This is a genomic window from Chryseobacterium sp. TB1-D10 (assembly GCF_059803555.1).
This window is the reverse complement of sequence record NZ_JAPFHB010000006.1, coordinates 254497-268809: the sequence shown is the minus strand read 5'-3', so window position 1 is coordinate 268809 and position 14313 is coordinate 254497. Positions and strand designations below refer to the sequence as shown.

The window sequence follows — 14313 nt, the reverse complement described above, 5'->3', positions numbered from 1 at the left end:
TTCTTATGTTCAAAAAATTCATAGAAAGACCGGTACTCTCAACGGTTATTTCGATCATATTATTATTATTGGGATTGCTTTCGGTATTCCAATTGCCGATCACATTGTTCCCCGATATTGCACCACCAAGCGTTCAGGTAACGGCATCTTATCCTGGTGCGAATGCTGAAGTTGTCGCCCGTTCCGTAGCCAATCCAATCGAGGAAGCGGTAAACGGTGTGGAGAATATGACTTATATGACATCCAATTCCAGCAACGATGGATCGATGACTTTAAGTATCTTTTTCAAACAGGGTTCAGATCCTGATAATGCGGCGGTAAACGTTCAGAACAGAGTTTCCAAAGCAATGAGTCAGCTTCCTCAAGAGGTTGTTCAGGCGGGGATTTCGACTCAGAAAGTTCAGAACAGTTTTATTATGTTTATGGGAATCACGAGTGACGACCCTAAACAATACGATGAGCTTTTTCTTCAGAACTATATGAAGATCAACATCATTCCGCAGCTTCAGCGTATTCCGGGAGTTGCTCAGGCTCAAGTTTTTGGTTCTAAGGATTATTCAATGAGAATCTGGTTAAAACCGGATCGTCTGGCGGATAACAATCTGTCTCCTCAGGAAGTTTTGGCTGCGGTTAAAAACAGTAATCTTGAAGCTGCGCCGGGACGTTTCGGACAAGGAAGTACAGAAACTTACGAATACATTTTAAAGTACAAAGGTAAACTAAACAAAAACGAGGACTACGAAAATATCGTGATCAAATCCAATAGCGACGGTTCTTTCCTAAGACTAAAAGATGTTGCGAGAGTAGAATTCGGATCGTACAGTTATACCGCAGCGAACAGAGTTGATGGCAAGCCGGTAGCCGGTTTTGCGATCCTTCAAACGGCTGGATCTAACGCAAATGAAATCTTGACCGAAGTTGAAAGACAGGTTGAAGAATTCAAAACAACACTTCCAAAAGGTGTGAAACCGATCATTATGTACAACTCCAAAGACTTTTTGGATGCGTCTATTCATCAGGTTGTGGAAACATTAGTTATTGCATTTATCTTGGTTTTCATTGTGGTTTATATTTTCCTTCAGGATTTCAGATCAACTTTGATTCCGGCGATTGCGGTTCCGGTTGCAATTATCGGTACATTTTTCTTCCTGAATTTATTTGGATTCAGTATCAATATGTTGACGTTGTTTGCTTTGGTTCTCGCAATCGGTATTGTCGTCGATGATGCAATTGTGGTTGTGGAAGCCGTCCATTCCAAGATGGAACACACCGGTTTACCAGTCGATCAGGCAACCAGAGAATCAATGAGTGAAATTTCGGGAGCGATTATTTCAATTACTTTGGTAATGTCAGCGGTATTTATTCCGGTTGGATTTATGCAAGGTCCGGCGGGTGTTTTTTATAGACAGTTTGCTTTCACTTTAGCCATTGCGATTTTGATTTCAGCAATTAATGCATTGACATTGAGTCCAGCTTTATGTGCGCTTTTACTGAATGATCCTCAGGGAGAACACGGTGAGCATCATCAAAAAACAGGTTTCGGATCCAGATTTTTCAATGCTTTCAATACAAGCTTTAATAATCTGACCAAAAAATATATTTACAGTCTTAAATTCTTAATCAAAAACAAATGGGTAAGTGTTGGCGGACTTGTACTGATTACTGCAATTACAATTTTCCTGGTTAATAAAGCACCATCAGGATTTATCCCGACGGAAGATCAAGGTTTTGTTTTGTACGCTGTGAACACGCCTCCAGGAAGTTCATTGGAAAGAACCAACAAAGCAACGAAACAGATTGATAAAATCATACAAGGTGAAAAAGCAACCAACCACCTTTGGGTAGCGGACGGACTGAATTTCATCAGTAATGCCAATGCATCACCCTACTCTGCAGGTTTTATTAAATTAAAAGATTACGATGACCGTGGCGATGTGAAAGATCCGGATCAGATTGCAGTAGGACTGACAGGAAAAGTAGCACAGGTAAAAGACGCCAGCGCCTTCTTCTTCAACTTCCCTACTGTTCAGGGTTTTGGTAACGTTTCCGGTTTCGAATTTATGCTTCAGGACAAAACCAACGGTTCTTTTGAGCAATTGGGAACGACGACTCAGGCTTTCATTGGAGAACTGATGAAACGTCCGGAAATTGCCTTTGCATTCACGACTTATGCAGCGGGAAATCCTCAGTACACTATTCAGGTGGATGCGGATAAAGCCAATCAGTTAGGTGTTTCTGTGACTGATCTGATGCAGACAATGCAGATCTATTACGGAAGTAGTTTTGTTTCAGATTTCAACAGATTTGGGAAATATTACAGAGTAATGGCTCAGGCTGATATTCCCTACAGAACCGACGCCAATTCACTTGAAGGAATCTATGTGAAGAACAACCAAAGTGAAATGGTTCCTGTGAAAACACTGGTAACATTAAAAAGATCTTTCGGACCAGAGACTGTGACAAGAAATAACCTGTTCAACGCCGTAACGATCAACGGTACGCCGAAACCAGGTTACAGTACCGGAGATGCTATCAAAGCGGTAGAAGAAACTGCAAAATTATCATTGCCAAGAGGTTACGGATATGAATGGACAGGAATCACACGTGAAGAAAGACAAACCGGCGGACAAACTGCCTTCATCTTTATGTTGAGTATTTTGTTTGTGTACTTTTTGTTAGCTGCACAATACGAAAGTTACATTCTGCCTTTCGCCATCATTTTGACGATTCCTACAGGGATTTTCGGAGTGTACGCTTTTACGGGTTTGGCAGGAATTGATAATAATATTTACGTTCAGGTTGGATTGATTATGCTTGTCGGATTGTTGGCTAAAAATGCGATTCTGATTGTCGAGTTTGCTGTTCAAAGAAGAAAAGCAGGCAAGACTTTAATTGAATCTGCTTTACAGGCTTCGAGATTACGTTTGAGACCTATTTTGATGACATCGTTTGCCTTTATCATTGGGATGTTACCATTAGTTTGGTCACAAGGTGCAGCAGCGAAAGGAAATCACTCAATCGGAATCAGTACGGTTGGTGGGATGTTCACAGGCGTTGTTTTCGGGATCTTCATCATTCCAGTAATGTATGTTATCTTCCAGTATTTGCACGAGAAAATGCCGAGTAGAAAGAAACGCAGACTTAAAAAAGAAAAAGCGGCTTTAAATTATATTTAAAATAAAATCAATGAACATTATAACTAAAATAAAAGAGATTTTGGTCTCATCAGTAGTCGTAGCGAGTGCGGTTTCCTGTATGCCAAAATTAGCTTTGGATAAAGTAAGTCCCGAGTTGCCGGAAACATTCAAGTACACGGCAACCGCGGATACAGCAAGCATCGCAGATTTGGAATGGAGACAATTCTTCAAAGATCCTATTTTGCAAAATCTGATCGAAAAAGGCATCAAGAATAATTACGATCTGCAGATTGCTTTGAAGCAAGTTGCTTCCTCGCAAGAACGATCAAATCAGGCAAAATATCTGCAATATCCCGATATCAGTTTTGGAGTTTCCGGTCAGATTTCCAGACCTTCAAAAAACAGTATGAACGGACAAAGCCTTAATTTATTTTTAGGTCAAAGCCACGTTGAAGATTACAATGCGGCATTCAATTTATCCTGGGAAGCTGATATTTGGGGCAAGATCAAAAATCAGCAGGAAGTTTCCATAGTTCAGTATCTGCAAACTTATGAAGCTTCAAAAGCAATTCAAACACAGATTGTAGCGGCGATCGCACAGGGTTATTATAATTTGCTAATGCTTGACAAACAGATGAGTGTTGCGAAATCCAATCTGGAACTCAGCAAAAACACTTTGGATGTTACGGAAAAAATCTGGAAAGGTGGCGAAACCACGTCATTGGGCGTTCAACAGGCAAAAGCCAGAACAGAATCTACGGAACTTCTGATCACCCAATTGCAACAAAATATCGCCATTCAGGAAAATGCGTTGAGTATTTTGGTAGGCGAAAATCCAGCTAAAATCACAAGAACGATTGAGATGTCGGACTCGTCTTTACCACAGAATATTTCAGTCGGAATCCCAGCTGCGATGGTAAGCCGCCGTCCGGATGTTCGTCAGCAGGAATTGGTTTTGTTGGAATCCAATTCGATTGTTGGAATTGCGCAGGCCAATATGTATCCGGCTTTGAGAATCACGGCAAACGGAGGTGTGAATTCTTTTAAAATTGATAACTGGTTTCAGATTCCGGCATCATTATTTGGTTCTGTTTTAGGCGGAATTACACAACCTATTTTTCAGAAAAAACAGTTGAAAACGGATTTGGCGGTTGCAAAAATTCAGAGAGAAAAGAATGTATTAGCTTTCAGACAATCTGTTCTGAATGCGGTTGGCGAAGTTTCTGATGCTTTGGTTTCGAATGAAAATCTGAAACTTCAGGAAGTGAAAGCTTCTGAACAAGTTGCAACGTTGAAAGATGGAATCAAAAGTGCTGAACTCCTTTACAAAGGCGGAATGGCGAATTACCTTGAAGTGATCACGGCTCAAGCCAACTCACTACAGGCAGAATTGAATCTGGCTTCTATCAAGAGACAAAGACTCAGCAGTATTGTTGACTTGTATCGTGCTCTTGGAGGCGGATGGAAATAGTTAAAGTTTAAGTTATTTTTTGTTATAAGTTACTTCGGTAACAAGAATGGTCGGAAAAGTTCCGGCCATTTTTTTTGAATTATTTTTATTAATAAGCATTTAAATTTATAAAGTTGAATAGTAATTATTAAATAATCAACTTACAAAAACAATATATTGAGTTATTGGAACATCTTTTGTGTAGATTTGGAATTAGAAAAAACTGGTTGATGAAAGAAAAATTACAGGAGAAAAAACATACGCGAAAAAAATGGCTTTTGGGAATAGGAATCAGCATTCTTATTTTGGTTTTAGCATTTCCATTTGCTTTAGATTTCTATCTCCAGAAAAAATTACCAGATCTCGTAAACGACAAAACTCCTTACCGAATTGAATTAAAAGATTTTTCACTAAGCCTTTTGAAAGGTGATTTCACGGCAGATGAACTGCAGATTTCTACTAAAAACCCGAAAGATCATTCCATTACTCAAATTAGTGGAACTGTAAAAAAAATAGAACTCCACGATATTTCTATCTGGAAAGCTTTGTTCAATAAATCTTATCACGCAGATCAATTGCTTTTAACTGATTCTAAAATCAATGTAAGACTTGCGCCCAAAAAGAAAGCGGATAAAAAACAGAAGAAAGCGACGGACATTCATATTAATAATATCATTGTAAGCAACGTTTTTGCAGATATCAAAAATGCTGACGGAAAACCGGTTTTCGCAGGTGAAAATATCAACATCAAGTTGAAGGACATCAAACAAAGCGATAACGATTCGAAGATTCCGATTGCTTTTCAGGAGTTTAAAATTGATGCAAACCGCATAAAAATTGGTGTGAACGAATTTTACGAAGTGGATGCAGATCAGATTTTGGCAGCTAATAAAACGCTTGAACTGAAGAAATTTCATCTCAAACCTTTACAAAAATCCGAAAATTATAACGCTAAGAATATTTTTGACTTTTACTCAGAAAATCTCTTGGCAACGGATTTTAACATTAGCCAGGATTCCTTGATCGTATCTGATATTATCTTCAGACACCCGGATCTGAAAGTCACTTCTACAGGGAAAAACACTGTTGAAAAAGAGAAAGACAAGAAGAAAATTGACATGAAAATAGGTCTTAGAAATGTCAGTTTTCAAAAAGGAAAAATTGTGATTTTGCAGTCAGATCTGGCAAAAACAGCTTCAATAGATCAGTTTAATTTTAGACTCAGCAATATCGTTTTTGACAAAAATACAGTCAAAGAAAAAATTCCTTTCCGTTTTACCAATCACGACATCGAAGCGGATAATATTTACTTCAAAGCCAATAAACTTCAGGCTGTCAATATCAAAAAAATCAAATCAAAAGATTCTAATATCTTAATTGAAAAATTACAGGTCTCTGCTCTGGCAAAGTCTGCGAACAAAGATCTTTTTAATATTAACACAGATGAAATCAAAATCATCAATAACCAAACAAAATACATTGGTCAAAAACTAAGTATAAAAGTAGACGGCATTGATATTAAATCGCCCGACATCAAGATAACTTCAGCAAATCATCAAAAACAAAAATCAAAAAAGCCGGGTTCTACTCTACCCGATTTTGTGGCAAAACTTGGATTCATTAATATTTCTAATGGAAAATTGTCTCAAACCAGTCAGGGAAAACAGAAATTAGCAGTTGAAAAATTTGATATCAATTTACAGCAATTGTCTTCAAACACTGCAGATTTCAAAAACCACAAACCTGTAACAATTGGTAAAAGATTGATTAATGCTCAGAAAATTAATCTTGATGCAGGAAAATATTACACACTTAAAATTGCTCAGTTAAAAAATACAGGAAATAAAACGGACATCAAAGAATTAAAATATCTTCCAAAATATTCCCGCGCCGGATTCAGCAAAGTGATCGAAAAAGAAACAGATTTATACACTATTTCTGCAAGGAATATTGCAATTACAGATAAGAATTCGGACTTATTCATAAATCCTGTGATTGACATTAATAAAGTTGAAATCGATGGTTTAAATTGTAATATTTACCACGATTTGGCTCCTGCTGATGATCACGATCCTCGAGTTTTGTTCAGCAAAAAACTTCGGAATGTAAAAATGCCGTTGTTTGTAAAAACTGTTTCTATTAAAAACTCAGCACTTGTGTACGAAGAAGATGCGGAAAACGGCAATATTCCTGGAAAGCTGACATTTGACAAATTTGGAATATTGATCAATAATGTGAACAACGGAAAGATAAAAGGACGACCGACAGTAATAACTGCGGATGCTAACTTTGCTTTTTATGAAAGTGCAAAAACCAACGTGGTATGGAAATTTGATGTGATGAATCTTCAGGACGAATTCACGATCAAAGGCCATATCCAGAAGCTTTCTGCAGACAATGTTAACCTTTTTGTAAGACCTTATCTTAATATAACCCTGGACGGAAAAATAGATTACCTGAAATTTGACTACCATGGAAACAATGTTGGAATTGCAGGAAAATTCTATTTCAAATACAATGATATGTATGTGAATCTTCTTAATAAAAAAGGGAAAGAGCGAAAAGTACTTTCAACGGTTGCAAACTGGTTTGTGAAAAATGAATCCAAAGGCGAACCAACACATGTTGTGATCGAGAAGAAACGTGATCCGGATAAAAGCTTCTTTAATATGCTGTGGCAGGGAATTATGGAAGGTCTAAAAAAATACGTGATCTGATAATTCAATCTTAACAATTTCTTAACACTAATTTTTCTCTTAGGAACTATCTTTGATATAGTTGTGAAAATAAAAGTTATGAATTTTTTTGATCTCTATGTAAGGTCTGTTTATTTTGAAAAAGGAAATATCGGGAGGCTAAAACTCTCACTCAAACATTTTATTTTCGGCATTATCAATTTGCCTTTGCTCATAATCTGGGCAGTCTGGAAAGGCCTTTTCCAGTAAAACATCATTAAAATTTATTTCGGGAAATCAACTTTGAAACCGATTCCACGCACGGATTCAAACTTGATTCTGTCATCTTTCTGGAGATATTTCCGGAGTCGCGTCATAAAAACATCCAGACTTCTTCCAAGGAAATAATCGTTTTCGCCCCAGAGGTTTTCAAGGATTTCTTTGCGGTTGATGATCTTTTGATTGTTCCCGGAAAGCAAAAGCAAAAGTTCTGATTCTTTCTCAGTGAGCTGAATCGTTTCGGATTCAAATTTCAACTGAAATTGCGATGGAATAAAGGAATAATTTCCAATTTTGATAATTTCGGTTTTTGTATTTTGCTGTCTTTTGAGAATGTTTTTGATTCTTAAAATCAGTTCTTCCGGCTCGCAGGGTTTTGTGATATAATCGTCTGCTCCGAGTTTGAGACCAAGAATTTTATCGATGCTTTGGCCTTTTGCTGTTAGAAACAGGAAAGGAATTTCAGATGTTTTCCTGATTTCTTTAGACAGTTCAAATCCGTCCATAAATGGCAACATTACGTCCAGAATTGCCAGCTGAAAATCTTTAATAATAGATTTATTTTCAATAAGTTCTTCAGGATTTGAAATCCAATTCACTTCAAAATCTGAGAACTCAAGGTATTGTTTCAGAACCATTCCAAGATCCGAATCGTCTTCTACCAAAAGGATTTTAGTTTTCATTCGGAATCTGAATTTTAAAAGTTACACCTTTCTCAGCATTAGATTTCACAGAGATTTTTCCTTTGTACTTATCAACAATGGTTTTGACTAAAAATAAACCAACACCCAAACCATTAACATGCAGATTTTCAGTCCTTGAGACACGGTAATATTTATCAAAAATATGTTTCTGATCTTCTTTTGGAATTCCAATTCCGTCGTCTGAGATTTCTATTTCAAAATTATGATTAATCGAAATATTTAAGTTTTTCGCACCATATTTTACAGAATTATCTATCAGATTATCCATTATTTGTGTAAAATCGTTTTTCCTGAGACTTTTATTGTCTGTAAATTCTGATTTTATATTAAAATTAATTTGATCATCAATCTTTATGATATTTGAAAAGTAATTTTCGATTCCGTATTTATCAATTAAAACATCATCAGAATCTGTTTGATGAATAGATTTCACGATATTTTCCAGACGTTTGATTTGTCTTTCTAATAAAGCTTTCGTTTCAAGATCTGGAGTTTGGACAATAGAAAACTTTAAAGTTGTAATGGGCGTGTTCAGTTCGTGCGCAATGGAATCTATTGTGGTGTGAAGTTGTGATATTTTCTTTTCCTGAAGATTCAGATTTTTAATACTGTTTCTGAACAAATAAATAATCAAAATGACGATTAATAAACTAATGATAATCAACGGAATGATTTTCCTAAAAACCAAAAACTGAAGATTCAGCAATTGATAATTTGATTTTGACTGGATTTTGTAAAAATATTTTTCATCCAGATTTAGGTCCGTATTTTCTTTGGATTGATGACTGGACCATTTGCTTTCGGCAATTAGGTTGGGTTTAGTCATTTTTTTAACAGTCTGAAAAAGAATAATCGATCTGTTTTGCGGTAGTAATTCTTTATGCTGAACTTCATCAAAAACTGAATAAATCTCGTTTTTGATTGCAATGTCAAAGCCAGACTCTCCAACATTCTCTTTTAGGAATTTTTCTAATTTCTGACTGTAAAAAGGTTCAGAAGAATAAATTTTCTCCGGAAAGATGATCTTTTCCTTCTGAATTTGGATGCCTTTTTTTATTCTTTCGAAATCGCCAATTAGCCTTTCGTCGTGTGAATCCGTTTCATATTTTTCCATTTGATCCATCACTTTATCGGCAATTAGTCTGGCTTGTCTATTTAGATCTTTTTCTTCTAGCCGATAAGAATTATAGATGTAATAACCCTGCAGAACAACCAAAATAATAAGGCTGAACGTGAACAAAATTACCGTGATGTTTCTCTTCCGATTCATATTTCAAAAATACAATCAAATTTCTTTCAAAACTACCATTAACCGTCCGTTAACCCTTCATTAACAAAACTAAGCTGCAAACTGTCTCAATTTTGGAGAAAATTATTACAATGAAATATTACATCACGATTTTACTCATATTCCCGATTCTAATCTGGAGCCAAACCATCAAAGGACATCTTGAAAATGAAAAACAAGAGCCAATTTCCGAAGGCATTATTCAGATTAATGAAAATAATAATCTTTATAAATCTGATGAAAAAGGGAATTTTTCGATTGACGGAATTACAACTTTTCCGCTTTCACTGACGATTAAAAAATCAGGTTTTCGGGATTACGAATTGACGCTGGAGGAAAGTGATTTGTCATTAAATATTATCCTTAAAAAAGACACTTTGAACACCATCGAAGCTGTAACAATCAAGGCAAATAAACCTTTATTAAAAAGGAAAATCGACCGTTTGGAATTCAATATTGATAATACACCGCTTCAAAATCTGAACGCCTGGGATATTTTGAAAAGCACGCCAAATGTTTTGGTGAAAAATGAAGAATTGAGTGTTCGCGGGAATTCGCAAATTATTGTTACTATTAATGATAAAAAAACATTGATGACGCAGGAACAACTGAAACAACTTCTCGAAAACACCGATGGAAACAATGTTTCTTCTGTAGAAGTCATCACAAATCCGCCTGCAAAGTATGAAGCGGAAGGAAGCGCAATTATTAATATTAAGATGAAACAAAATGTACTTTCCGGCTACAAAGGCAGGATTTCGACAAGATATCACCAATCGATTTATGCGAAAGGAAAGATTGGAATTTCGCAATCTTACAACACAGGAAAATGGCAACTGAGTGGAAATTATGACTTTGTTACAGGTGATTATGTTAGGAAAAACTTCGATGTTGTCATTTTTAATCAAGATAAAACCCGCTGGGAAAGTGATATGACGAGGAAAACCCACGCACACGAGCAACACGTTTACAATTTCTCGGGACAATACAGTTTGGATAGTTTGTCAATAGTTCAGTTTGGTTTTGATGGTTATAATGCACCAAATAACAACGGCCATTACAGAGTTCCGACAAATATTTATAATACAGAAAACGGTCAACTACAATCCAATTATCTGACATCAAACCAGAAAAATGAGTTTAATAATAGTTTTAATTCTTATTTGGTTTTTGATAAGAAATATGGTGACCAGAATATGACGTGGACTAATAACTTTAGCACGAAAAAATATAAGGAAAATCAGGATATTCAAACGCAACTGAATTTTGCAGGTCAGCCGGAAGATTACAATCGATTTGGCAATAATAATGTTCAGGATATTTCGCTTTACTCAACACAACTGGATTATCGATTGTCAAAGGAAAAATTCACTTTAGAAAGCGGTTTGAAATACAGTTTTGTTAATAATAAAAATGACCTTGATTTTTTTGATGGAACAAAGGAATCTATTATTTACAATTCGTTGAAAAGCAATCTTTTTGATTATAAAGAAAATATTTTTGCAGCTTATATTTCCTCAGAATATAAATTGGAAAAATGGGAACTGAAAGCTGGTTTAAGATCTGAAACGACTGCTATCAAAACAAAATCTGACAATCCAACTGTCGAAAACAACAGAACACGAACTTCTCTTTTTCCAACGTTTTATGTGATGTACAATTTGAAAGAAGATCAGCAATTAGGATTTTCGTACGGCAAAAGAATCGACCGACCGAACTATGATTTCCTGAATCCTTCAAAATCTTATTACAATCTCTACTCTTATTTTCAAGGCGATGCGAACTTAAAATCGACAATCATTCATAATTTAAGTTTGACTTACACTTTGAAAAACTGGAACTTCGAAACTTATTTCAGTTACATCAAAGATCCGTCGCTGGAAATATCAATCCAGAATCCTGAGACTTTTGAAACGGTCTATAATTTTACAAATATCGATCACGGAAAAAATATGGGCGTCAACTTTTCCAGAAATTTCACAATTACACCAGCCTGGAAACTGAATGTCTTTGGAATGGGAGAATACCAGGAGAATTACTTCATCGGAACAGATAAAATTCTTTATAAAAATGATGTCTTTTTCTATAACGCCAATCTTTCTACGCAAATCACGTTGAACAAAGCAAAAACCTGGGATTTAAATATCGGTTATGTTTATAATTCGAAAACAATTCAGGGTTCTTTTGATATCAGTTCTTCACAGAATACTTATGTGATTATCAATAAAAAAATGTTCAGCAAACGACTGGAAGCTGGTTTGGTTTTCAATGATATTTTCAGGACGAATAAGAATACAATTTCCACCAATTATGCAGATCAGAATCAATATTTTAAGGATTACCGAGACACGCAGAATTTCATCATCAATCTAAAATATAATTTCGGAAATCAGAAAGTGAAGGAAGCCAAAGCCGGAAGCAAGACGAGTGAACAGAATAGATTTTAAAACTTATTAAAACTGCCGTTTCAGAAATCTGGAACGGCAGTTTTTTTCATTATTGATAAATTTTCATAATTAAACAATTTATGACTTTATAGCGTTCTTCTTCAACTGATCTTTTTCAAAAATCTTCTTCAAACCAGCGGCATTTACGATAACAAAAGCCGTAATACAAAGATACATCGAGAAGTAAACCATCAACATCTTGAGTCCGGAAACACCCATAAACATTAATAATATCTGGGAAACAAAACCCAAAAGCCAGCCAACAGTAAAAATAACAACTACAGCGAAACCAAAAATCCCAAGATTCTGGATCGGCTTATAAATTCCAATTTTTTTGAAGATCCAAAGCGGAATCATTAGAACCATCAAAGCAAATGGGTGAAACGCTGCAAATGCAACCAAGACCCCAGGCTCAGCTTCTATATGTCGTAGAATATCTATAAAACTAAAAGGCAATTCCATCGTATTTTTTTTCTTGTTCTGAGATTTGTAAAAGCTGCTTTTTTCCGTAAAGCATTATTTTTGCCAAGATAAAATTTGGGAATTCCTGGATTCCGATATTGTACATTGTGACGCTCTCGTTATAAAACTCCCTGCGGTCTGCAATGGCGTCTTCTATTTGCGAAACACGGCTTTGAAGCAGCTGAAAATTCTGATTGGTTTTGATATCCGGATAATTCTCAGCGACTGCAAAAATTGATTTTAACTGATTTTGCATTTGATTGGACAATTCCACCTTTTCCTCGGGCGAATTGGCGTTAAGAAAATTGGTTCTGAGTTCCGTCAGTTTCGTCAGCATCGATTCTTCAAACCTCATCGATTCTTTTACAACTTTGATCAGATTGGGGATTTCATCTGCTCTTTGTTTTAGCAAAACATCAATATTGACGAAAGATTTGTCTACATTATTTCTCAGCATTACAAGCCTGTTGTAGGTAGAAACAATAACATTGAGAAGTCCTAAAACGACCAATCCGATAATGACATAAGCAAAAATTTGTATCATAGTTTTTAATTTTTAAATGTAAATTTATTCCGTAGCCTGAGTCACTTCTGCACTGTCGGCTTCTTTTTGATATGTGTTTTCTATATGTTCCGTTTCGTTTTCATCATAACTTTATAAATGTTGTCATAAAAATCATCCAACGATTTCACAGGTTTGGAATTTTTAAAAGGAAGATCAAGATTTACTTTTCCAAACTTTAAACCATTATCAGTCAAACTAATAGGCGTGAGGAAAATAAGCGCAATGAGAATCACCCAAAAATAGACGAAATAGCCAGCGGACTGTAGAATCGGACGCATCGTGTTATAGTTTTCCACACTTCCAACAGGCGAAATTCCAAATACATCTTTGATCTCTTCCTTCTGAAAAACCGGCTCGTTATTTTCCTTTAATCCGGCTTTGCCAATGAGAAGAACTTCCATATTATCTTTCAGAAGATATTGCGTGTATCGCTTCATTGAGGATTGATACCGTTCATCAATTTCGAAATCTATAAACTCAATCCCTTCGGCAACAACTTGGATTTGACCGGATTTATCCTGAACATAAAAAGGTTTGCAAATGGTTTCAGAAGATTCCAAAGAATAAGAATCTTTGCCGTCTTTGTCTGTGGAAACATTTTCTATTGTGTAAAGAAATCCGATGCATTCTTTCTTACCAATTCGGGAAAATATTGGTTCAATTGTCTTTGATTTTCCGGAAATTTCCGCCAATCCCATTGCCACAGAACGGATATTAGAAGTGGGAAGTGTTCGCTGGAATTTGTAAAACCTTTTTTTATTATTTGGTTTTAATGAAGTTAAAAACGGAAGAATAATGAATACAATAATTATGAAATATGGAACGCCTAAAGACAAAACCAATCCAAAAAATAATAATCCTGAAAGCGTCAGCAAGATTTTTTTCCAAATAGGTAATGGTGTCTTTCCCATTCTTCTTCGTCGTGCGTCTTCTTCTTTTGAACTTTGAAAACCGCTTCTGACTGCAGAAACAATCATCCCGATAATTCCTAAAACAAATACCGAAAGAAACAGAATAATTGCAACAAAAGCTCCCAATCTACTGTCATACAATGAAGCAAGCCAAATCAATAAAGGATTGAGGACAAAAAAAAGCCATTTCGGTTTGAGGTTGATCTCATAAAGCCCCATCGTAATAACAGTATGGAAAATGGCTACAAAAACACTCATCACCATTAGCATGATCAACAGTCCGTTATCAACTTCTAAAGTATTGTAGAACTCGGAAAATTCACGCATATAAAATCTTTAACTGACTGTAAATTACAAAAATCAATTAAAGTACCAAAGAGCTTACATAATCTTTA

The 14313-nt window shown here is 35.7% G+C and carries 9 protein-coding genes; 4 read left to right on the top strand and 5 right to left on the bottom strand.

Annotated features, from left to right (window positions below):
* Window positions 1–5 precede the first annotated feature (5 nt).
* From OPU68_RS10335 to OPU68_RS10325, 3 genes are all read left to right on the top strand, one after another.
* On the top strand, window positions 6–3176 hold the full coding sequence (locus OPU68_RS10335) for an efflux RND transporter permease subunit (protein ID WP_498473904.1): 3171 nt from the start codon (window positions 6–8) through the stop codon (window positions 3174–3176).
* Between the two features lie 10 nt (window positions 3177–3186).
* Window positions 3187–4608, top strand: a complete 1422-nt coding sequence (locus OPU68_RS10330) for an efflux transporter outer membrane subunit (protein ID WP_498473903.1) — start codon at window positions 3187–3189, stop codon at window positions 4606–4608.
* A 209-nt stretch (window positions 4609–4817) separates the two neighbouring features.
* Complete coding sequence (locus tag OPU68_RS10325) at window positions 4818–7304, top strand: AsmA family protein (protein WP_498473902.1); 2487 nt, start codon at window positions 4818–4820, stop codon at window positions 7302–7304.
* A 242-nt stretch (window positions 7305–7546) separates the two neighbouring features.
* Here OPU68_RS10325 and OPU68_RS10320 read toward each other — a convergent pair whose 3' ends face one another.
* Entirely contained in the window at window positions 7547–8224 is a 678-nt protein-coding gene (locus OPU68_RS10320) for a response regulator transcription factor (protein ID WP_498473901.1), read from the bottom strand.
* Complete coding sequence (locus OPU68_RS10315) at window positions 8214–9515, bottom strand: sensor histidine kinase (RefSeq protein WP_498473900.1); 1302 nt, start codon at window positions 9513–9515, stop codon at window positions 8214–8216. Before OPU68_RS10315 ends, OPU68_RS10320 begins: the two co-directional genes overlap by 11 nt.
* 110 nt (window positions 9516–9625) lie before the next feature.
* Here OPU68_RS10315 and OPU68_RS10310 point away from each other — a divergent pair, with 110 nt between their 5' ends.
* A complete protein-coding gene (locus tag OPU68_RS10310; protein ID WP_498473899.1) occupies window positions 9626–11980 on the top strand; it encodes an outer membrane beta-barrel family protein in 2355 nt (784 codons plus the stop codon).
* A 78-nt stretch (window positions 11981–12058) separates the two neighbouring features.
* Here the strand turns inward: OPU68_RS10310 and OPU68_RS10305 are convergent, their stop codons facing one another.
* The 3 genes from OPU68_RS10305 to OPU68_RS10295 all read right to left on the bottom strand — a co-directional run bounded on the left by OPU68_RS10305 (window position 12059) and on the right by OPU68_RS10295 (window position 14245).
* Complete coding sequence (locus OPU68_RS10305) at window positions 12059–12442, bottom strand: hypothetical protein (protein ID WP_498473898.1); 384 nt, start codon at window positions 12440–12442, stop codon at window positions 12059–12061.
* Window positions 12426–12986: a LemA family protein gene (locus OPU68_RS10300; RefSeq protein WP_498473897.1), complete on the bottom strand. Its 561-nt coding sequence runs from the start codon at window positions 12984–12986 to the stop codon at window positions 12426–12428. The genes OPU68_RS10305 and OPU68_RS10300 overlap by 17 nt, the downstream gene beginning before the upstream one ends.
* 80 nt (window positions 12987–13066) lie before the next feature.
* A complete protein-coding gene (locus tag OPU68_RS10295) occupies window positions 13067–14245 on the bottom strand; it encodes a hypothetical protein (protein ID WP_498473896.1) in 1179 nt (392 codons plus the stop codon).
* Window positions 14246–14313: the final 68 nt, after the last annotated feature.

Coding starts and splice junctions, on each gene's coding strand:
- OPU68_RS10335 (WP_498473904.1), top strand. CDS start 6: ATGTTCAAAAAATTCATAGAAAGACCGGTACTCTCAACGGTTATTTCG.
- OPU68_RS10330 (WP_498473903.1), top strand. CDS start 3,187: ATGAACATTATAACTAAAATAAAAGAGATTTTGGTCTCATCAGTAGTC.
- OPU68_RS10325 (WP_498473902.1), top strand. CDS start 4,818: ATGAAAGAAAAATTACAGGAGAAAAAACATACGCGAAAAAAATGGCTT.
- OPU68_RS10320 (WP_498473901.1), bottom strand. CDS start 8,224: ATGAAAACTAAAATCCTTTTGGTAGAAGACGATTCGGATCTTGGAATG.
- OPU68_RS10315 (WP_498473900.1), bottom strand. CDS start 9,515: ATGAATCGGAAGAGAAACATCACGGTAATTTTGTTCACGTTCAGCCTT.
- OPU68_RS10310 (WP_498473899.1), top strand. CDS start 9,626: ATGAAATATTACATCACGATTTTACTCATATTCCCGATTCTAATCTGG.
- OPU68_RS10305 (WP_498473898.1), bottom strand. CDS start 12,442: ATGGAATTGCCTTTTAGTTTTATAGATATTCTACGACATATAGAAGCT.
- OPU68_RS10300 (WP_498473897.1), bottom strand. CDS start 12,986: ATGATACAAATTTTTGCTTATGTCATTATCGGATTGGTCGTTTTAGGA.
- OPU68_RS10295 (WP_498473896.1), bottom strand. CDS start 14,245: ATGCGTGAATTTTCCGAGTTCTACAATACTTTAGAAGTTGATAACGGA.